This is a genomic window from Neobacillus bataviensis (assembly GCF_019969725.1).
This window is the reverse complement of the sequence record NZ_JAHXYW010000001.1, coordinates 1-19,693: the sequence shown is the minus strand read 5'-3', so window position 1 is coordinate 19,693 and position 19,693 is coordinate 1. Positions and strand designations below refer to the sequence as shown.

Annotated in this window: 20 protein-coding genes and 2 pseudogenes; 12 read left to right on the top strand and 10 right to left on the bottom strand. The window is 33.7% G+C overall.

What is annotated here, in order from left to right; genetic code table 11:
* Positions 1 to 42: 42 nt before the first annotated feature.
* The 3 genes from LC455_RS00110 to LC455_RS00100 all read right to left on the bottom strand — a co-directional run bounded on the left by LC455_RS00110 (position 43) and on the right by LC455_RS00100 (position 2,260).
* A complete protein-coding gene (locus LC455_RS00110; RefSeq protein ID WP_223587543.1) occupies positions 43 to 717 on the bottom strand; it encodes a TerC family protein in 675 nt (224 codons plus the stop codon).
* Positions 718 to 1,169: 452 nt separating this feature from the next.
* On the bottom strand, positions 1,170 to 1,361 hold the full coding sequence (locus LC455_RS00105) for a DUF2187 family protein (RefSeq protein ID WP_223587542.1): 192 nt from the start codon (positions 1,359 to 1,361) through the stop codon (positions 1,170 to 1,172).
* Between the two features lie 254 nt (positions 1,362 to 1,615).
* A complete protein-coding gene (locus LC455_RS00100; protein ID WP_223587541.1) occupies positions 1,616 to 2,260 on the bottom strand; it encodes a YczE/YyaS/YitT family protein in 645 nt (214 codons plus the stop codon).
* Positions 2,261 to 2,459: 199 nt separating this feature from the next.
* Here LC455_RS00100 and LC455_RS00095 point away from each other — a divergent pair, with 199 nt between their 5' ends.
* The 4 genes from LC455_RS00095 to LC455_RS00080 all read left to right on the top strand — a co-directional run bounded on the left by LC455_RS00095 (position 2,460) and on the right by LC455_RS00080 (position 4,812).
* Positions 2,460 to 3,113, top strand: coding sequence for an FMN-binding negative transcriptional regulator (locus LC455_RS00095; RefSeq protein ID WP_223587540.1), 654 nt, complete (start codon positions 2,460 to 2,462; stop codon positions 3,111 to 3,113).
* Positions 3,085 to 3,678: a dienelactone hydrolase family protein gene (locus tag LC455_RS00090; protein ID WP_223587539.1), complete on the top strand. Its 594-nt coding sequence runs from the start codon at positions 3,085 to 3,087 to the stop codon at positions 3,676 to 3,678. Before LC455_RS00095 ends, LC455_RS00090 begins: the two co-directional genes overlap by 29 nt.
* 179 nt (positions 3,679 to 3,857) lie before the next feature.
* Positions 3,858 to 4,355 carry a GNAT family N-acetyltransferase gene (locus tag LC455_RS00085; protein WP_223587538.1) on the top strand — a complete coding sequence of 166 codons (498 nt, stop codon included), beginning with the start codon at positions 3,858 to 3,860 and terminating at the stop codon, positions 4,353 to 4,355.
* Between the two features lie 100 nt (positions 4,356 to 4,455).
* Positions 4,456 to 4,812 (top strand): VOC family protein, encoded by a 357-nt coding sequence (locus LC455_RS00080; RefSeq protein ID WP_223587537.1) that lies wholly within the window; start codon positions 4,456 to 4,458, stop codon positions 4,810 to 4,812.
* A 131-nt stretch (positions 4,813 to 4,943) separates the two neighbouring features.
* On the opposite strand, the pseudogene LC455_RS00075 reads toward LC455_RS00080, so the two are convergent.
* A pseudogene (locus LC455_RS00075) lies at positions 4,944 to 5,493 on the bottom strand (NADPH-dependent FMN reductase).
* 259 nt (positions 5,494 to 5,752) lie between these two features.
* Between LC455_RS00075 and LC455_RS00070 the strand changes: the two are divergent.
* Positions 5,753 to 6,592 carry a DUF2935 domain-containing protein gene (locus LC455_RS00070; RefSeq protein WP_223587536.1) on the top strand — a complete coding sequence of 280 codons (840 nt, stop codon included), beginning with the start codon at positions 5,753 to 5,755 and terminating at the stop codon, positions 6,590 to 6,592.
* A 146-nt stretch (positions 6,593 to 6,738) separates the two neighbouring features.
* Here LC455_RS00070 and spo0A read toward each other — a convergent pair whose 3' ends face one another.
* Complete coding sequence (spo0A, locus tag LC455_RS00065) at positions 6,739 to 7,527, bottom strand: sporulation transcription factor Spo0A (RefSeq protein ID WP_223587535.1); 789 nt, start codon at positions 7,525 to 7,527, stop codon at positions 6,739 to 6,741.
* 446 nt (positions 7,528 to 7,973) lie between these two features.
* On the opposite strand from spo0A, the gene LC455_RS00060 reads away from it, so the two are divergent.
* Complete coding sequence (locus tag LC455_RS00060) at positions 7,974 to 8,666, top strand: Na-translocating system protein MpsC family protein (RefSeq protein WP_223587534.1); 693 nt, start codon at positions 7,974 to 7,976, stop codon at positions 8,664 to 8,666.
* 679 nt (positions 8,667 to 9,345) lie between these two features.
* On the opposite strand, the gene LC455_RS00055 is transcribed toward LC455_RS00060, so the two are convergent.
* Positions 9,346 to 10,272, bottom strand: a complete 927-nt coding sequence (locus LC455_RS00055; protein ID WP_223588618.1) for a TIGR03943 family putative permease subunit — start codon at positions 10,270 to 10,272, stop codon at positions 9,346 to 9,348.
* Between the two features lie 15 nt (positions 10,273 to 10,287).
* The gene (locus LC455_RS00050) at positions 10,288 to 11,289 is read right to left on the bottom strand and encodes a permease (RefSeq protein ID WP_223587533.1); all 1,002 of its coding nucleotides are present in this window, start codon (positions 11,287 to 11,289) and stop codon (positions 10,288 to 10,290) included.
* Between the two features lie 227 nt (positions 11,290 to 11,516).
* Here LC455_RS00050 and LC455_RS00045 point away from each other — a divergent pair, with 227 nt between their 5' ends.
* The 3 genes from LC455_RS00045 to LC455_RS00035 all read left to right on the top strand — a co-directional run bounded on the left by LC455_RS00045 (position 11,517) and on the right by LC455_RS00035 (position 14,120).
* Complete coding sequence (locus LC455_RS00045) at positions 11,517 to 12,449, top strand: metal ABC transporter substrate-binding protein (RefSeq protein WP_223587532.1); 933 nt, start codon at positions 11,517 to 11,519, stop codon at positions 12,447 to 12,449.
* A gap of 202 nt (positions 12,450 to 12,651) precedes the next feature.
* Positions 12,652 to 12,801 (top strand): 50S ribosomal protein L33, encoded by a 150-nt coding sequence (gene rpmG / locus LC455_RS00040; protein WP_168243666.1) that lies wholly within the window; start codon positions 12,652 to 12,654, stop codon positions 12,799 to 12,801.
* Between the two features lie 119 nt (positions 12,802 to 12,920).
* On the top strand, positions 12,921 to 14,120 hold the full coding sequence (locus LC455_RS00035) for a GTP-binding protein (protein WP_223587531.1): 1,200 nt from the start codon (positions 12,921 to 12,923) through the stop codon (positions 14,118 to 14,120).
* A 332-nt stretch (positions 14,121 to 14,452) separates the two neighbouring features.
* Here the strand turns inward: LC455_RS00035 and LC455_RS00030 are convergent, their stop codons facing one another.
* Positions 14,453 to 14,827 carry a CBO0543 family protein gene (locus LC455_RS00030; RefSeq protein WP_317851402.1) on the bottom strand — a complete coding sequence of 125 codons (375 nt, stop codon included), beginning with the start codon at positions 14,825 to 14,827 and terminating at the stop codon, positions 14,453 to 14,455.
* Between the two features lie 332 nt (positions 14,828 to 15,159).
* On the opposite strand from LC455_RS00030, the pseudogene LC455_RS00025 reads away from it, so the two are divergent.
* The 3 genes and pseudogenes from LC455_RS00025 to LC455_RS00015 all read left to right on the top strand — a co-directional run bounded on the left by LC455_RS00025 (position 15,160) and on the right by LC455_RS00015 (position 17,793).
* Positions 15,160 to 15,616: pseudogene (locus tag LC455_RS00025) on the top strand (DUF3231 family protein).
* Between the two features lie 452 nt (positions 15,617 to 16,068).
* Positions 16,069 to 17,328: an Nramp family divalent metal transporter gene (locus LC455_RS00020; RefSeq protein ID WP_223587529.1), complete on the top strand. Its 1,260-nt coding sequence runs from the start codon at positions 16,069 to 16,071 to the stop codon at positions 17,326 to 17,328.
* Between the two features lie 246 nt (positions 17,329 to 17,574).
* Positions 17,575 to 17,793 carry a hypothetical protein gene (locus LC455_RS00015; RefSeq protein ID WP_223587528.1) on the top strand — a complete coding sequence of 73 codons (219 nt, stop codon included), beginning with the start codon at positions 17,575 to 17,577 and terminating at the stop codon, positions 17,791 to 17,793.
* Between the two features lie 190 nt (positions 17,794 to 17,983).
* Here the strand turns inward: LC455_RS00015 and LC455_RS00010 are convergent, their stop codons facing one another.
* Positions 17,984 to 18,433 carry a hypothetical protein gene (locus tag LC455_RS00010; protein ID WP_223587527.1) on the bottom strand — a complete coding sequence of 150 codons (450 nt, stop codon included), beginning with the start codon at positions 18,431 to 18,433 and terminating at the stop codon, positions 17,984 to 17,986.
* 192 nt (positions 18,434 to 18,625) lie between these two features.
* On the bottom strand, positions 18,626 to 19,183 hold the full coding sequence (locus LC455_RS00005; protein ID WP_223587526.1) for a hypothetical protein: 558 nt from the start codon (positions 19,181 to 19,183) through the stop codon (positions 18,626 to 18,628).
* Between the last annotated feature and the right edge of the window lie 510 nt (positions 19,184 to 19,693).

The following is a 19,693-nucleotide window of genomic DNA, read 5'->3' as shown; positions in this document are numbered from 1 at the left end:
TAGCTTAAAAAGCTTGGTGTTCATACCAAGCTTTCAATCTCCCTAAAGGATAGTTCGATTTTGGAATCTCCTTATAACCCCGATTATAATCACAATAATGGCTATGTCTAATGCAAAAATATTTATCCAACTGTTAATGTGTATTTCAAAAAATTTTTCAATAAAGAGTACTGGTATTCTTGTTATGGGGTCTTTAACTATGCTTAAAATAGCAATATGGGCTATTAATCCACTTGCAATTACTTGAATCCAAGATGTGTTTCCTAAAATCTCCGAAAACGAATTATATAAGAAAAAAACAGCCGATACACTTAAGAATATACCTGTTATTATAAAAAGGGGGGTTGATGATAGTTCCGCTGTGATTATTACACTATCTAAACAAACTGAAAAATCTGTAGCAAGCACAATCAATATCATTCGGAAAATCGATATACTTGGAATCGTTCTTGCCTTGTTATCATTTTCAATAGACCATACCAACCGAATTGCAATAAATAGAATAATTACTCCTGTAATGAATCTCAAACCCGGTAATTCCGCTAACGAATGAATAACCATTACATATATGGTTCGGCTTAAGGTTATACTGAGAATAATGTAAATTAACAAATCTCCAATCTTATACCCATATTTTCGGATAACAGCTGAGATAATAAGAAGGTTGTCAAGATCGTTAATACTATTCATAAAAAATACCTTTATAATATCACCCAAAATCCAAAACCTCCAAAATTCCACAAACTAATTTATTTTTTTTTGAAAAAGTATGAAAAAATGTTACTGCAATATAAATCATAATGATGCCGAAAAAAGAGCTGCCTAGATAATACAATATGCCAACTAATGGTTTTTCATTTCGAATAAGTTCATAAATTTCACTTTCAAAAGTTGCAAAAGTTTTAAAGGAACCGATGCAACTCCTTTAAAGAAAATTAAATCCTTAAGCTAACTTTTAAAAAAGATTGTAAAATTATTTACTTAAAGTAACGAGTGCTAGATTAAAAGTTTCCAGCTGCCATTTTGGTGGCTTTTTCTTATTTAGCTAACGGGGTTTAGTTCAATAAGAGAAGCCTCTATCGTTGATAATAGTAATTATCAACGATAGAGGCTTTTATATTTAATACTTTTTGGCACTTCAATTTATTTAAACTAATGTCCAGGTTTTTTTAGAATTGTAATGCTGCTTTTTTAATAACTTCGTAGTTTTTATGATTGATAACGGTTACATTATTTTCATAAAAAATATCCGTAGGATTTATATGTATTTTAATCATTACGGAGTTTTCATAAACTTTTTCCACATTCCCGATAATTCCTTTTTTAGATCTAATTTGATCATTTACCTCTGCAATATTCATGAAGCTCACCCTTTTTAACTATAATTTACAGAAAATTCTCTAATATTACAACCCTTTATTGTAATGAAGAGAGAAAATGGTTAAAACATTCTAATCTATTATTAATATGAGTAGTTGAGAAGGTAATCTTTTTATATACCACCCACGAATAAGAACCCTGCTTAAGCTAATTACATTAACAAGGGTTCATATGTTTAATGATCCAAAAATTAATGATAGTAAAAGACGAAGCAGTTTAATAACCAAAAACCATCCTATATTGAATGGTTTTTATCTTTAACATTATCTGTTGATATACTTGAGGGTGTTAATACGCGGTCTAAAACTTTTTTAGTAACTGGCATGAAGAAATTCAGTATTAGCCCCCCTAAACAAACGGTTAATAAAGTTCCAACACCAATGGGTCCATTTAAAAACAAAGCCATGATCAAGAATACAAGGTAAATCAATGTTCTTGAAAAAAATATATTGGTTCTAGTTAATTCTTGTATGATTAATGTTAAGCGGTCAATGGGAATCGGTGCAAAGTTTGTGTGCAAATAGGTTGCCGTTCCCAACCCTATAACAACTATGCCGATTCCAAAACAAACAACTTTGCTGTACCATAGTTTAGGTGTTATCAAATTGGTCAATAAAAACAGCCACATATCAATACCAATACCGGTTATAATGGCTGTTAACGACCCCAAAACTTCAGGTCTTTGTCTCTTTAAAAATGAATTACAACCGATCAATATAAATGCTAAGATGATTTCCCAGCTCCCCACTGTAAGCCCCACATTTTGGGACAGTCCCACCAAAAGCGCATCAAAAGGTGAAGTTCCAAGGTTTGATTGTATGGTGAAAGAAATACCAAGAGTTAATATGAAAATTCCTACTACATAAATAACATATTTCACTTTATTCGACCCCTTTAACATTATATTTTTGTTGCAAATGCAACAAAGTTAGGTTAAAGTTAACATATACTATTATTATTGCATTTGCAACAATAATCTGTGCTAAGTATGAAGAAAATTCTAACCGAGAAAGGGAAAAAGGTTTCTCTTTTTTAAACGAAAAAATGATTTTATATAAATTTTTGAAAGGTGGATTAAGATGTATATTCCTAAATATTTTAAGGTGACAGATGTTGAGGAAATTTGGGATTTTGTTCAAAAAAACTCTTTTGGCACGATAGTAACAACAATACAAGGGAAACCAATTGCCACTCACTTGCCTTTGAGATTAATTCAGAAAGGTGATGATTACTATCTTACTGGGCATATGGCTTATGGTAATCCTCAGTGGAGAACATTTGAAACCTGTGAAGATGTGCTGGTAATGTTTCAAGGACCAAACGCTTACATTTCTTCTTCTTGGTATGGGCATGAAGAGGTTCCAACTTGGAATTATCAAGCCGTCCATGTATATGGTAAAGCAATCATTTTAGAAAGAGACGAATTAATCGAAGAATTAACAATCATGCTGGAAAAATATGAAGAAAATCGTGAAAATCCAGTTTTATGGGATAAACTTTCACCTCAGCTCTTAGATAGTGAACTGAAAGGGATAGTTGGATTTAAGATTAAGGTGGGAGAAATTCAGGCTGCCTATAAATTAAGTCAGAACCGAAATGAAAGGGATTATATTAACATTATTAATAAATTACGAAATGAAGGAAATCCAAATTCAAAACAAATGGCGGGACTGATGGAAAAGAGATTTTTAAGAGGGGATAAAAATGATTCAGATACTGAAAAAATCAGGTAATTTGTTAATTGTGATACACGAAATCTATGGTATTAATCAACATATAAAGAATTTTTGTGATTTATTATCCAAACAGGATTTTGATGTGATCTGTCCGAACTTATTAGATCGAGAACAACCATTTGATTATTCTGAAGAGGAGAATGCCTATCTCAATTTTATGGAGAATGTAGGGTTCTCTGATGCTGTACATAAAATAAAGAATTTATTATTAGGTGTTAAAAATAAATACCAAAAAATATATATTATTGGATTTAGTGTTGGGGCAACTGTTGCTTGGTTGTGTAGTGAGGAAGAGTGCCTTGATGGGGTTGTGGGATACTATGGTTCGAGAATTAGGAATTTCACGCAGATAGTACCACTATGTCCTACAATTTTATTCTTTCCTCAAGAGGAACACTCCTTTAGTGTGGATGAGTTAATTTCAAATTTAGATAAAAAGAATATAGAGATATATAAATACTTTGGACAACACGGATTTAGTGACCCATACGCTACAAAATATAATAAAAAATCATCCCAAAACGCTTTCAATGAAATGCTAAACTTCTTAAAGAAACATTGATTTATAAATATGGTTGTTATCAATTTACGGATGCGAGAGTTTAAGAAAGGGTTGCTGCGGCGAACCTTTTTTCTTTTTGTACTATCGGTCAGGTTAGTGAAAAAGGAGTTATTGTAATTGAAGTAGAATTTAAATGTGTGAATGTTTCTAAGATTTTTAGCCTAAAGGTGGAGAAATGAATGAAATTACTGATTGAAAGGGTTGATTCTGATAGAAAAGAAGTATTAAAAAACTTACTAACATTATTCTTACACGATCTATCAGAATTTAATCCTCTAATTGATTTAAATCCTGAAAACGGTTTGTTTGAATTTGATGTTTTGGATTGGTTTTTTGAAAAAGTGGGACTTACACCGTTTTTTCTTTTGTTTGATAAGAAACTAATAGGATTTATTTTGTTGCAAAGTGGACCATTTACAAATCCAGAGCGTGCCGAATATATTATTAATTCCTTCTTTATAATAAATAAATACAGAAGAAAAGGGTTTGGAAGGCTGGCTTGTGATATGTTATTCGAAATGTTTCCAGGAAGGTATGCGGTTGGTCAGATGGTAACTAACATCAAAGCAATAAAATTCTGGAAAAATATCTATGAATCAAAAGGAATAGATGTAATCGAAAAAGAAGACATCGAGGATGGGATAAAGGTAATTTACCAGTATTTCGAGGTTTCTTAATTTAATTACTGTAAAGTTATAATGGGCAAACCTGATCCTAATAAGGGAATGGGTGGCTAAAGGGAAGAAGCGTTTAACGATATAATTGGAGGACAAGACCATGAAAATTAAAGGTTTCGGTGGGGTTTTTTGGAGAACAAAAGACGTTGTTTCATTAAATAATTGGTATAAAGAAACTTTTGGTTTATCGATGGGAGAGTGGAATGGTACGATCATCAAGCCAGATGTTGACAACGAAACCATCTTTTCTTTATTTAAAGAAGATAGTGATTATTTTCCAGAAGATCAATCTGTGATGCTAAATTTTCAAGTAGAAAATATCGAAGCTTGGATGGAGCATTTCAATAACATTGGAATACCACTTTTAAAACAACCTGAGAAAAGCGAGTATGGAACATTTATTTGGATAGCTGATCCTGAAGGAAGATGGATTGAACTATGGGAGAAATCATCATGAATGAACATCTTATTCGAGTATCGGGTTGTTTTCGAAAGAACTAGAGGAAAAAAACTAAATAAATCAGAAACACCGACTTTTTCAACAAAATCGGTGTTTATTTTCGTATTTTACAATTCATAAAAATTGTTTTATCTTAACGTTTTTAATGCACCACTCGATGCAATCACTTGGTCAAGCATCGCATTTACATTATTTAAGTGTAGTTCTTGTGGTTTAAATGTTGTTCCGTTTTCAAAATCGGTGAATAAAGATAATGTTGGATGTACCCTAACATCTGCAATTAGTAATTCTCCACAAATTCCACGGAGATGTTCAGCAGCGCTAGCTCCCCCCAGTGGAGCCATAACTTACAATACCAGCTGCTTTGTTATTCCATTCATCACGAGCAGAATCTAAGGCGTTTTTCAAGGCCCCTGTAATACTGTGGTTATATTCCGCTACAATAAAAACAAAACCGTCTAAATTAGCTAGCTTATCCGACCATGCTTTCAATCCTGGTTCATTGCCCGCAGTTGTAAAAACAAAAGGTAAATTAAATTCTGCAATATCTATAATTTCATATTCTGCATCTCCACGTTTATCTGCTCCCCCCTTTACCCAATCTCCAACTTGTGGGCTAACACGACCTTAACGTGTTATTCCCAATATAATTCCTATTTTTAGTTTTTCATTTGTCATAACTTCTTCCTCCTAATGTGATTTGCTTAGTAAACCCATCTACCCAGCCCCAAGTTTTAACATTCTATTGATATCGTTTCCCCATTTCATCCTTTTAAACGACTTATTCTAATTCACACGATATTTGTTTTGGCATTTAAAGATATATGGAAAATGGATATTTTTAACAATAGCTATAGGCAGATTTTGCTTTAAGGCATATTCAAATGACCATGTAAATATGAATAGAACAAAGGAAGTATTTAGGGGAGGTTATAGTATGAACGGGGAAGATACACCTTTGCATGCTGATACCGGTGTTACATCTGGAATGTTTGTTGAGCGCTCTTTAAATGAAATACGTTTTTGGGCTAGGATTATGAAAGAGCATTCTTTATTTCTTCGATTAGGTTTTAGAGCAGAGGATACTCAACTCATTCAAGAGGCTAATCAATTTTATCGATTATTTGAACACATCGAACAAACTGCACATTCTTTTAATAATCAAACGGATCCAGAACAAATAAGAAGATTTAATTCAGAGGTCCAACAAGCTGCAACTAATATTTTCGTATTTAAACGGAAGGTATTAGAACTAATTCTCACATGCAAATTACCAGGGGCAAATAATTTCCCGCTATTAGTTGACCATACAAGTAGGGAAGCAAATTATTTTAGAAAACGATTAATTGAATTAAATGAAGGAAAATTAAAAGCACTTCCAGATGCAATTATTAAAGAAAATGTCTTCTTCTTAAGGATTATGGCAGACCATGCCAAATTTATTGGTCATCTCCTTGATCCATCAGAAAGGAAACTAGTTGACGTAGCACAGAATTTCAGCAATGATTTTGATCAATTGCTGTATCAAGCAAGGGATTTAGAATCTATGAAGCCACAATCACAAACAATTCCTCTTTTAGATCAATTCCTTGATCAAAATAGGGTTTCGGTCGCATCTCTTAGGGACTTCAAGAAAACAGCCCGTGATTTAATTGAGCAATGTAAAATAAAGAGCATTATTCATCCTCTATTAGCAGACCATGTTTTCCGGGAAGCTGATAGGTTCCTAGAAATCATTGATATGTTTGATGCGCATCTTACAGGCGGTACCCAATAACCTAGATAACGACAAAAGAAACTCATACCGTTATAAGGCACGGGCAGGCAACTGAAGAAGACCACCTCCTAAAAGAAAACTTAATATCGGGCTTTCTTTTTTAGGAGGTGGCTTGTCTTTGAAGAAGACAGTTTTTTCGTGTTACCTTAACAATCCTGTTGTATTCTCAAATAATTGGTAATCATAGCGATAAATTTGCCATTTGTGGGTTTGACTTTAAATGTGTTTAGTGTGTTACCAAATAACAACTCTAGTACCTCATTACTTGAACGATTCCATCCAACTTCAATTGAGTGTCGAATTCCTCTTTCAACTCGGCTGGGGGTGGTATGATATTTACTTGCAATGGTGGGATATATTACTTTTGTTATACCTCCCCATCCCATCAATATCTCAAAGTTACTGAATACCATTTGAATAGCCTCTCTCAAATAAAAGTATCCTTTTAGATTTGCTGGAATCCCCATCAAACGTAATACATTTGTTATTCGATTTTCTATATTTTGACCTCTTTTATTATGGAGTAACTCTTTTTTCTCTGTGTTTGTATATACAAAGGACGACCCTTTCTGTTTTGGGCAAATATTTCTAATTGTATTGGATAAATGGGATAATTCAACAGGTTTTAACAAAAAGTAGCGTGCCCCGAATTCGCTGGCTTTTTTTATGATATCCTCGTTTCCGATAGAAGTTAGTATTAAAACATTTGTATCGATTTTTTCTTTATCAAGTTTTTTTAATAAAAAGAGTCCATCGGAATAAGGCATAATTAAATCTAATATAACTAGGTCTGGTTGTTCCCTTTTTAATAACCCCAATCCGTCTATGCCATTGTAGGCAACTCCCATTACTTCCATATCATCAAGACTAGATAAGTATTTTTTAAGTAACTCCGTAAATTGAATGTTATCATCCACAATTGCAATCTTTATCATTTTTAAGATTCTCCCTCTTTATTTATCGGAAAAAAAAAAAAGTCAAGATAGGAATCATTATCCCCACCTTGACTTATGTCTAGCTCAATCTATGTTGTCTAGTTCATTACCATCAATATGCCCTTTTTTTATATAGTAAAAAACACATATGTAATTAGATAATTAGATGCAATCCATTTAGATAAAAGCATTTTTTCTTCTATCCATTGATTATTTTATATTCAAACAATTAACTTTTCAATCTTTTCAGTCTATTTCTAGAAAAATTGGGTTATTTTAACCTATTCGAAGATATCGCAATAACTAATATATTCAGTTTTAAACGCATACTATATCGATTTATTGGGACAAATTAAGTAAAGGTCGATGATAATATGAGAAAATATTTAAAATAAAAAAGGGTTAAAATAAAGAAAGCTTTTATCTTTTAAAAGGATGAATTTTCTTTGGAAAAAAATCAGGTGAATTTGGAGTTAGCAAGCTACATCGGAAGAACACTTCGAGAATACTTTGGAAAAGGTCCTGAATCGGTTTTTGTTTCAAATTATCAATCTTCCGTGACTGTTTATTTACGAAACTTTATCACACCCTCTGAAAGTGTCTTATTAACCCAAGGTCAAGAAGCCATGGTATTAAGGACGAGAGATATGTTGATGAAAACACTTATTCCTGAGTTTAAGGCCTATATTAAAATATTGACTGGCATGGAAATCAGTGAATTTTATTACGATTGGGGAATTGATAATAAAAGTGGTATTTTTGTTTGTTTTGGTTCTTCAAACGAAACTAATCATTTAAATGATGAAAACTATGAAGGAAAAGAAAATATTCACTCAGAAATAAAAAGAATCAGTATTCAAGTCGAAAAGGAGCCAGAAGAAATTCATTCCATTCAATTAAACCCAAGAACATTAGTCGTAATTCGAAAAGAAATTTTGGTTCCCATCGAAAGAGAATTAATTCGATTAGGAAATTCCGAAACATTGAAGTTGGCAAAACGAAATCTTGAGAAAAGATTATTACATAATAGCAATCAATTTGAAACTATTCTTAAAACAAAAGTAAATGATATTTTTGTGGATTGGGATTTTAACTTGGATAAGAGTGCTATCGCGCTAATCCTATCACCAACTTCATAAAGGCGGAAGTGAGTTAGACAATATTTGAGCTAAAGACAAGCCAAGATGAGAATTCATACTCATCTTGGCTTTTTTATTTATATAATAGGTGGAAAGGAACTGATAGTAAGATTCTGCCTTATCTAACCGTAGAACAAATTAAGTTTCTTGGTGTGCTAACGGATGCAGGAGTTGAAGATCAGGGCTGTTATTACGGCAACATTTTCTTTTTCGACGAACGGGAGTGGAAGAAGGATTTAAATTATAATGGAGTTAAATATTTTTAAAGGGGGAGAAAAATGAATTATTTCGGATCTGAATTACGTTTTGGTTTAGTTAAAAATACAAATCAAGATTCATCGCTTATCTATGTTGTAATGTAAAAGAGGTAAAGAAATATTAGAAGAAGTAATGTTGTTTGTACCCCTTATAAAACAAAAGGCGTGGTTTTAGAATACCAATGGGATTAAAAATAACTAAACTTGCTGTTAGGAGTTAAGGGGTTATTCCATTTATAGGGCGCTTTTCTTGAATAAGAAGGCGCCTTTTAGTATATCAATTACTAATCGTGCTTTTGAGAGCATATTAGCACGACAGTAGGATAATGCGGCTACAATAGCTGCACAAATGCCAATGATGCTGAACCAACCCAAGTAAACACTATTACTGAAAAGTGTCTCCTATGACAATTTGCAAAGGACTACTCAATTTTAATACCTAAATCAAACACATAGGGCTGCTGAGGAGCAATAATTTTTGAAAGCTGGTTAATTTTTATAACGGGAATTGTCTCCCCATTGAATTGGGTTTGCTCAATTTTTCCTGTTACTTGAACCCATTTATCCTTCGGCAATGCAGCTACCTCTCCTTTTGCCATCATTCCATATACAGAGGCATCGGCAACACAACATGTGATTCCAAATCGAGCAACAATTATCTGGTTTTGCATAAATTCTTTTTCCCGATACACAAATCCTTTTGTGGTTACCGTTTTTCCAATCATCGCATTTAGATTATCTTGTATAATGTTCATTATGTTTACATACTGGCTATCGTCAATATTAATGATATTAGCTTTTAATATTTTATTCTTTAATGCATCATATTCTTTTTGAGTTAAAGGCTCAGGTTGATTATCAAGTACACTTTGTGTGTTAGTTGATGTATTAGATTTATTGGTATTAGATGATGATTGTACCTTTGAAATGGTATTTAAAGTTTTATTTTGTTGAGGCGGTTGAGAGGCGGCTCCCAATTTAATTGTTCGATTCATTGCAACAGAGCTGCCCAAAACATTGTTCGAGAAAAGAAATCCTGTGGTTATAGGAATAATAAACAATAAATAAAGAAACACACTTTTCACGAAAGAGGAAGGATAGGTATGATCCCCGTCACAATCACATTGATAAGAATGATCCTTCCCTGAAGTTCCTCTAATAATCAAAAGAACTCCAAGAATAAGGCATATAAAGAGAGTAAAATAAATAAATCGAATCATTTTTGGTGCAATTAAAAGAGATATATTATTCGTTAGAAGTAATTTAAATAAAAGTAGCATAAATCCAATCAAAATAATTCCCCTAATAAGATAATGAAAAGAAAAATCCTGGACTTTATTAGGCCTCATCATAGGACACCCCTTTTATAAAAAAATCAGTTGAAAAATAGATACGGAAAAATAGACGACAAGAGGAGTTACCAATAGTAGATAAATGACAAACTTTTTCTTAAAATAACCGAATAACATGAAGGTGTTTTTTATATCAATCATAGGACCGAAAACAAGAAATGCAAGGATGGAACCTTCTGTAAAAGTGGAACCAAATGAAGAAGCGACAAAGGCATCTGCTGAAGAGCATACAGAAAGGACGTATCCTAGTCCCATCATAGCCATAGGTGCAAAAGTTGTGCTTGTCCCTATTGATAAGAGAACATTTCTGTCCAAGAAGGCTTGAAATAAACTGGCAAGAAATGCACCTATGAACAAATACTTCCCTGTATCAAATAATTCATCACTTGCATGATAGAGAGTTTCTAATAGTTTATTTCCTCTTTGGTGGTGGTGGTGGTGATGATGGTCTTCCTTCTGCACTTTAAGAATATTTTCACCTTTAAAACGTCTGTAAATGATTAAGCCAATAAGAATGGAACTTATAAATCCTATAAACATCCTTGCATTGGCGACATAAGGTGTGCTTTTAAATGCAAAATAAGTAGACGCATAAACGACAGGATTTAAGATTGGAGCACTAAGCATAAAGACAACACCTACATGTGAAGGCATGCCTTTTTTTATTAACCTGCGAACGACAGGAACGATGGCACACTCACATATAGGAAAGATTATCCCAAGTAATGCAGCAGGTATCAGGGCTAAATAGGCATTACGGGGCAAAAACCTTCGGATTACATTTTCGGAAACAAATGATTGGATAATGGCTGATACAAATACACCAAGTAAAATAAATGGAATGGCTTCTAAAATAATACTAAGAAAAATGGTATTTACATTAAAAAACGTACTAGGGATTCTAGTAAAAAAAGAAATGTTTTTTAATTCTTCCGCAAAAAGAAATAGAAAAAGGAATAAACAAAATAATAGTAAAACGAGGCTATCTTTTACCATCTTATTTATAAAGGTCATTACAAGTCTACCTCCTCAAATCTATCAAGCCTATCATATGGATATGCACTTATACTTAATTCATTTCATTAAAATTTGATGATTGACATAAATAAATAATCGTTATAAGATTTAATTCGTAATAATTACGATTTGTACATTACTAAGAATCTTCAATACTACAAAATAATTATTCACTTTAAATCGTAATAATTCCTAATTAAAGATAATTTTGGAGGTAAATGAACATGAAAAGACTGTTAGTCCCATTAGTTATTTTTCTATTAATGGTAAGTGGTTGCTCAAACACAGCTTCAACGAAAAGTGAAAAAACAAGTGAAGGATCTAAAAAACTGCAAATTGTCACTACTTTTTATCCAATGTACTATTTTGCAAAAAAGGTGGCAGGCGACTCAGCAAACGTGGAACTTTTAATACCAAATGGTGTAGAACCACATGATTGGGAACCGACAGCAAAGGATATGGCAAAAATTCAAGACGCAGATGTTTTTATTTACAATAGCCAATACTTTGAACTTTGGACTGAAAAGGTATTGAAAAGTATTAATGATTCTAAATTAAAGGTTGTTGAAGCTTCCAGTGGGATTAAATTGATGGATGCACTGGAATCCGAGGAAGGGGAGGAGCATACTGCTTCTAAAGATCCACATGTCTGGCTTTCTCCAGTGTTAGCTCAGCAAGAAGTTAACACAATTGCTAAGGCTTTGGAACAGGCAGATCCTAGTAATAAAGACCAATTTCAAAAAAATGCAACGGCTTTAAATTCTGAGTTAGCAGATTTGGATCACTTATATAAAGAGACTATTGATAAAGCCAAGAAGAAAGAATTTGTTACACAACATGCTGCATTTGGATACTTGGCAAAACAATATGGATTGACTCAAATTGCTATCGCAGGATTATCGCCAGATGTTGAACCCACATTAGGGAAATTAGCTGAATTAACGGAATTAACAAAGAAGAAAAATATGAAGGTTGTTTATTTTGAGGAAATGACATCTTCAAAAGTGGCGGAAACGTTAGCAAAAGAAATAGGTGCTAAAACGGAAGTATTAAATCCGTTAGAAGGATTAACGAAAGAAGAGCAACAACAAGGATTAGACTATTTTGGTGTTATGAAAAAAAATCTGGATGCGTTGAAATTATCGATTTTAGATTAATTAGTTCACGCTGCCTTTTTAGTGCTTTTTCTTTTGGATCTAAAAGGGCAGCGTTTAGTTGGACTTCAAACTAAAATTGTCAATTTTTTAAAGTGACAATGCTTCAAATAACATAATTTACATATCGAGATTGACAAAATATAAAGAGCTAATGTAAAATTCAAATCGTAATGATTTCGATTTATTAAAAGGAGGAAAGTATATGAGAGTAAAAATAACTTTGCAATGTACAGAAACAGGGGATCGAAATTACATCACTACTAAGAACAAAAGAAATAATCCTGAAAGGCTTGAATTAAGAAAATATTCTCCTAGATTGAAGCGTTATACAATACATAGAGAAACGAAGTAGATATTTTGCAGAGTTGATGGTTAAATCTGCGGACATTAACAATGTTCCAATGATTCATGGATAAGTATAATATTTAAATCGTAATGATTTTGATTTAAAAAAAGGAAAGGAAGGATAAAATGAAAGAGAGTAAAATTCCAGTAACCGTTTTAAGTGGCTATTTAGGTGCAGGTAAGACAACATTATTAAATTATATTCTTCAAAACCGTGAGGGATTAAGAGTTGCGGTTATCGTCAATGACATGAGCGAAATTAATGTAGATGCCGAATTGGTTAAACAAGGAGGCGGGCTTAATAGGACGGAGGAAAAACTGGTAGAACTAACGAATGGATGTATTTGTTGTACTTTAAGAGAAGATCTTTTAAAGGAAGTGGAACGGCTCGTCCAAAAAGGAAACATTGATTACATTGTGATTGAATCAACTGGTATTAGCGAGCCAGTCCCAGTTGCTCAAACATTTTCTTATATTGATGAAGAATTGGGGATTGACCTGACCAAGTATTGTCGGCTAGATACCATGGTCACGGTGGTAGATGCAAATAGGTTTTGGCACGATTTTGCGTCTGGCGACCTTCTATTAGAAAGAAATCAGGCATTAGGTGAAGCTGACGATCGATCTGTTGCGGACTTATTAATAGACCAAATTGAGTTTTGTGATGTGTTAGTCCTAAATAAATGTGATTTACTAGAAGAGGAGCAATTAAGACAACTAGAGGTATTTTTAAGAAAGCTCCAGCCTGAAGCAAAATTCCATCGTACCGTTAAGGGAAAACTTCCACTTAAAGAGGTATTAAATACAGGCTTATTTAATTTTGAAACTGCAAGCCAATCGGCAGGATGGTTAAAAGAATTAGAGGCACCTGAGCATACCCCTGAAACGGAAGAGTATGGGATAAGCTCCTTTGTTTATAGAAGCTCGGTTCCATTTCATTCTGAAAGATTTAATCATTGGGTAGAGGAAATGCCTGAAGTGATAGTGAGGGCAAAGGGAATTGTATGGTGTGCAACTAGAAATGACTTAGCTTTATTATTCTCGCAAGCTGGTCCATCGATACAATTAGAGCCCGTTTCTTACTGGATTGCTTCTTTACCTACTGAACAGCAAACTCAGTATTTTGAAGAAAATCCTGAATTAAGAAATGATTGGGATGAAAAGTATGGAGATCGGAAAAATGAACTTGTCCTAATTGGAATCGACATGGATAAAAAACTTGTAAAAGCCTCTTTAGACAGATGTTTGTTGACTGATGAGGAGATGAAACAAAATTGGAATGAAATGAATGATCCTTTTGTATGGTCTATTACGACAGCAGTATAAGATATAAATTTAGCTCTTCCAACAAATGACCTGACAATTAAGGGTATCTAGTGATAATATTTTTACTTATTCCACGCAGGGGTAATGCAGAAGCACTTCGTCCTTTTCTATGTGAGAAAAAGTAATTTTGTAAAGAATTGTACTTAAAGTAACGGGGGCGATTCTTCAAGACGGAGGTCGCCTTTTCCTTTCGCACAAGAAAGATTGTGAAATGTTGTGCTTAAATTATCTGGGCAGTTTATTGAATAAGGGTAGTTCCCTGTAAAATAATACTCCTCTCTTCGCTACAAGAAAGGAGTATTTCCAATGAAAAAATTATCCATGTTCCTTTATTACAATGGAGAAAACTTAGTCCGTTGGGTAAGCCAAAATGCACTCATAAAAAGAAGAATCTGAATCGGGACAGAATAACTATAATGCCAGGCATTTGGCTCATAAATGCCCAGCCAGTCAAAAAATGGTTCTGCTATATAGGAAGTTAAAAGTGCGAAAAATATTGCTTTAAACCATGGATTTATTTTTGGGAAGAATTGCAAGAGAATCATTACCGATACAGGCATGAGCGTAACATCCCATGGGAAATAGGTAGGAAGTGTCAGGATTACATGAAACCGATAATGCCAAATACCTATTTGGTCTCCTAAAATATCAAGCAGGGTTGAAATTGCCATTATATAAAAGCCGACATACATTATTCGATCTGTAATTTTTTTTTTCTAATTCCACGGGATAATTGAGAGGGCAACCCCAAACCACCATTAGCCAGAAAAAAGAACATGTTCTTGCCAAATATCTATCTTGTGGTCAATTAATTCTTCGGTCGTATAATAATTTTTATCCTGCATCGAGATGATGCTGTCTTTATTTGCCATATGATCACCCGCTTCAATCCAATAGCATTACTTTAGGTTTAGATACTATTATAAAAATATACATTTATTAGTGCACACCCTTAAATTTGGTAATAAATGCAGCTCGTATATGAGTACTTTCTGGAAATCCAAAGGAAGAGCCTTTACATTACGGGGAAGTCTTTGATATTTGGGCTTCTCAACTAGTCGGAAATAGTCTGAGTGCAGGTTATCAAACCAAACGATGATCAACCACGCAGGTGATGAAGATTTAAAGAAGTTATTAGTAGAGGCAATTGAAACTTGCCAGCAAGAAAAAAACAGGTTGAAGAGTTTATAAAAGAAAACGGTGTGGGCTTACCACCTGCTGCACCAGAGCCCCCAGATGCATGTTTGGAGGAGATTCCAGTAGGTGCAAGAATTCCAGATCCAGCAATTGCAGCTACACTTTCCGCTATTATTGCTGCTGGATTAGTAACTTGCAGCCAAGTAATCGGTAAATCCATCAGGGAAGACGTTGCTATGATGTACGTTCAATTTCATAACCAAAAGGTAGCCCTTGGAGCAAAAGTGCTTCGTTTAAATAGAGAAAAAGGATGGCTTGTCCCACCTCCACTGCATCTAAATAAACATGGTGATTGTTAATTTTGGGCACAGTTATTTCTAACCGTGTTTTTTATTATGCCTACCCGACAATCATGGATTGCTAATTCGTAAAAGCAACATATCAATTTAATTTACAGTTGTGAAGGAATGTACTTAAAGTAACAGGTGCAAGAGTTCAAGATGGATCGCTGCGGCGGTCTTTTTTGCTTGTTATGCTAACGGGGCAGGTTTGTTGAAGAAGAATCTCAAATAGCATAGCCTGTTAAAAAGAAAGCAAACTAAAATAGTGGTGCCGATAACGAAAAAAATTTGGAAAAAATACTACTCCGATATCTTTAAATACTGTATTTATTATTGTTGGTATCTAATCTTTTAGAAAGCCCAATAACTTCATGGTTTACAACCTGAGACCCCTAAAAAGCATTAGCGAAAAAAAGTTTACCAAAAATAAACTATAAGTTCGGATAAAAGAAGGAGGTTGGACCCAAAAATTGTCTAACTCTTTGAATAGAACTTCTAATTCTCCTATAAAAGGAGATTCTAATGGAATTAAAAGATTGCTGCCTTTTTTAGGTCCTGCCTTTATTGCTGCTGTGGCATATATCGATCCAGGTAATTATGCAACAAACATTTCGGCAGGGTCTAAGTATGGATACACATTATTATGGGTCATTTTAGTTTCTAATTTAATGGCTGTTTTGATTCAAACGATGTCTGCCAAGTTAGGGATTGCAACAGGTAAAAACCTCCCTGAAGTTTGCCGAGAAAAGTTTTCAAAGAAGACTTCAATACTTTTATGGATACAAGCTGAACTTGTCGTTATGGCAACAGATCTGGCAGAATTTATTGGTGCATCGCTTGGAATCTATTTACTCTTTGATATCCCACTTGTTTTCGCTGCTATTATTGCAGCCATTGGTTCATTCGTCATTTTGGAGATTCAAAGGCGAGGAATGCGTCTGTTAGAAGCTGTTATTACAGCTATGATTTTTATTGTTGTAATAGTTTTTGGGGTTCAAGTTATCTATGCAGCACCAGATGCAACGGCAATTCTTTCTGGTCTTTTCACGCTCAAATTTCAGAATGTTGATAGCGTTTTATTAGGGGCTGGGATGCTGGGAGCAACAGTGATGCCACATGCCATTTATCTGCATTCTGCCTTAACACAAAATAGAATTGTCGGAGAAACTGAAGAAGAACGGAAAAAGATTTTTAAATATGAGTTTGTAGATGTCATTATTGCGATGATTATTGCAGGTGGGATAAACGCGAGTATGTTAATCGTCTCAGCGGCATTATTTAATAAGAACGGACTTAATGTAAGTGATTTAGAATTTGCTTTTAATGAATTTGGAAAAATACTTGGACCCTTTGTGGCAATATGTTTTGGAATTGGATTGTTATCCGCAGGATTATCAAGTTCTTCAGTTGGTACTATGTCAGGTGACATCATTATGCAAGGCTTTATTAAACGACGCATACCTATTTATTTGAGACGATTTATAACAATGATACCGCCGTTAGGAATAATTCTAATGGGAATTAATCCTTCTAAAGCTCTTGTTTTAAGTCAAGTCGTTCTCTCTTTTGGAATTGCATTTGCTTTAATACCTTTAATTATGTTTACAAGTAACAAAAAACTAATGGGGAAACTTGTAAACCATTTAGTAACTTCGATCTGCGCGTGGATAATTGCCGTACTTATTATAAGTCTTAATTTATTTTTGTTATATCATACTTTTATTGACTAAAGAACGTTTTAACCTCCTATTTATTCTAAGTTTCTTTTTAAGCAAAGGGTCAAGAGTTGACGATTCAGCTGCCAAAAATTCTTGGTGGCTTTTTCTTATTCAGCTAACGGGGCAGTTTAGTTTAAGAAGGAAATCACTTTTTTAAAGGTGAATTAAAATGGAATTAGCTTTAAAAAGGAGAATGTTATGAAGAAAAATGTTCAGGTAATTGACGGTGCAATTAACAGTACGTTTTAAATTTATGAAGTGGATATTGAACTATTTGATATTTTTTTTTCAAATGGTAATGACATTGCATTTACAAGTGATTTCCCAAACCTTGACGACACTGATTTCTACGAAAGATTTTACTCAAAAATGGTGGATAAGAAAAAAGTTAATGGTATTCACGGAACACTCCATCTTGAGGATGTTGCAAAGGAAAGTTTTCCAATTAGAAGAGAAACAGACGCTGGGGAGTTTTAATGGCTTCTTAAAATGCTTATTTAGCTTACTGGTGCAAGAGTGGAAGATCTAGCTGCCAATTTGGCGGCTTTTTCTTCTTGAGATTGAAATCATTTGGCAATTTCTCCTATGTTTGTACAAAATAGCAACAAACAAAAAAGAAATGGTATTCCGCAACCTTTTCTTTTTTGTTTTATTCAAATTTAAATTATTAAGCAAAACGCATAAGCACCATAAACACAAATAAAACTAGCATACCAATTAATTCAGTCATGATTAACATTTTAAGTTTAGCTAATTGTTTTGAAAATTCTGGAGTTCCTTCTTTATACTGTCTTAATTTTTTTTCTGTCGGAGTTAATACAAATAATCCCCAAAACCAAAGTACAATAGCAATACATAAAGAAGTAATATAATATGTGCCATAAGTTGTTGAAAGTCTATCAAAAATTCCAATTTTAAATCCAATACCAATTCCCGATAAAATCGTTAAAGTGCTTACAGTAATCATTACACCACTTGCACGTTTGCCTAACGGCTTCATTACTGCACTTTGATATTTTGGTTCAAGACTTGAAATTACAGGCATGAGTAGAAAATCAACAAATAAAACTGAACCTAGCCAAAACACACCACCTCCATAAATTAAAAATGGGAACATAATCCCCTTCTAAATTTATGCTCTAGGCATTTTGTATTATGTCATTAGTTTCTAATGGAAATTGTTTTAAAATTATTACATTTCCGTTACAAAATAAAGTATGTTTTTCCTAAATTAGAATTCATATAATAAGAATGAAAAAAAGTTCCTTATAACACAAGCCTAACGGTTATCACGTTAGGCTTGTGTTCCCTATTTTATCTTAATAGATGGATTCCAGGGAGCAAATATTCCTGCTGGATTGGCATGCCATAACCATACATGTAAATCATAGTGTCTATTAAGTGGATTTTGTATTTCTGCGCCAGTTAATTTGGTTGGGTCTAGATCATGATTCAGCATACTGCCATCAAATGGGTGGCCAAATAAGGCTGGATGCTCATTTGTCATAAAAGCAGGAACATAATATTCCACACCCACTAATTTGTATCCGCCATCATTGCTCGGATTATAAAGGAGAACTTCTGGTTGGTTTTGATTCAGAACTCCACCATCAAACATCAACGCTGGATTTACAAAGTGAATGCCCATTACACCTTCAGGACTAACTGCAACTTCTTCAGTATTGATATAACCATTTTGTAGTGCCACCTTAAAGTCGTGGTACTTCTCCGTGGCTTGTCGCACTTGTGTCAATTGTTTATTGGTCTCACTACTATTGTCGGAATTGGGTGCTGCCAAAGCCGTACCGACTATACTAAGGCTTAAAGCCATCCCCCCAATAACAGCGATTAATTTTTTCTTTAACATAAAACCGCTCCTCTCTCACCTTTTATTAAGGTATAAATCGTTCCTTATTAAGAATTTATCATGAGAAATTATGAGTGTAAATATTTTCTTATCGACAATATGTTATCCTGTTTCATTCTGATACGGGACACCTAAAAGGAGACAGCTCTCCTACAATTCCTGACAATGGCATCGTTGGGTTAATATCCAAAACCATTGGTAAAAATAAAAAACCACCGCTAATGCTGTGGACTTAAAGAAAATTTGTGAAAAATTGTACTTATACTAACGGGTGCGATTGTTAATTTATGATCGATTACAAAATGCTGGATATATGCAAGTTTTTATGCAAACTTGTTTATACCCCGCTATTTTTATTGCCTTTAGGTACAAAGGAGGAGTTTAAGAGGGGATAAGCCAAAATTGCATAAAATATAATCTGGATATAAAACTTAATAGAGTTTTCCGATGGACTAAAGGTATAAATGGTTTAATTAAATTTGTTTACGGAACGTTTTGTGCATGAGGAAT

Excerpts from the sequence above, each read along its gene's own strand:
- LC455_RS00105 (WP_223587542.1), bottom strand. The coding sequence starts at position 1,361 with ATGAATATTGCAGAGGTAAATGATCAAATTAGATCTAAAAAAGGAATT.
- LC455_RS00095 (WP_223587540.1), top strand. The coding sequence starts at position 2,460 with ATGTATATTCCTAAATATTTTAAGGTGACAGATGTTGAGGAAATTTGG.
- LC455_RS00090 (WP_223587539.1), top strand. The coding sequence starts at position 3,085 with ATGATTCAGATACTGAAAAAATCAGGTAATTTGTTAATTGTGATACAC.
- LC455_RS00085 (WP_223587538.1), top strand. The coding sequence starts at position 3,858 with ATGAAATTACTGATTGAAAGGGTTGATTCTGATAGAAAAGAAGTATTA.
- LC455_RS00080 (WP_223587537.1), top strand. The coding sequence starts at position 4,456 with ATGAAAATTAAAGGTTTCGGTGGGGTTTTTTGGAGAACAAAAGACGTT.
- LC455_RS00070 (WP_223587536.1), top strand. The coding sequence starts at position 5,753 with ATGAACGGGGAAGATACACCTTTGCATGCTGATACCGGTGTTACATCT.
- spo0A (WP_223587535.1), bottom strand. The coding sequence starts at position 7,527 with ATGATAAAGATTGCAATTGTGGATGATAACATTCAATTTACGGAGTTA.
- LC455_RS00055 (WP_223588618.1), bottom strand. The coding sequence starts at position 10,272 with ATGAGGCCTAATAAAGTCCAGGATTTTTCTTTTCATTATCTTATTAGG.
- LC455_RS00050 (WP_223587533.1), bottom strand. The coding sequence starts at position 11,289 with ATGACCTTTATAAATAAGATGGTAAAAGATAGCCTCGTTTTACTATTA.
- LC455_RS00045 (WP_223587532.1), top strand. The coding sequence starts at position 11,517 with ATGAAAAGACTGTTAGTCCCATTAGTTATTTTTCTATTAATGGTAAGT.
- rpmG (WP_168243666.1), top strand. The coding sequence starts at position 12,652 with ATGAGAGTAAAAATAACTTTGCAATGTACAGAAACAGGGGATCGAAAT.
- LC455_RS00035 (WP_223587531.1), top strand. The coding sequence starts at position 12,921 with ATGAAAGAGAGTAAAATTCCAGTAACCGTTTTAAGTGGCTATTTAGGT.
- LC455_RS00010 (WP_223587527.1), bottom strand. The coding sequence starts at position 18,433 with ATGTTCCCATTTTTAATTTATGGAGGTGGTGTGTTTTGGCTAGGTTCA.
- LC455_RS00005 (WP_223587526.1), bottom strand. The coding sequence starts at position 19,183 with ATGTTAAAGAAAAAATTAATCGCTGTTATTGGGGGGATGGCTTTAAGC.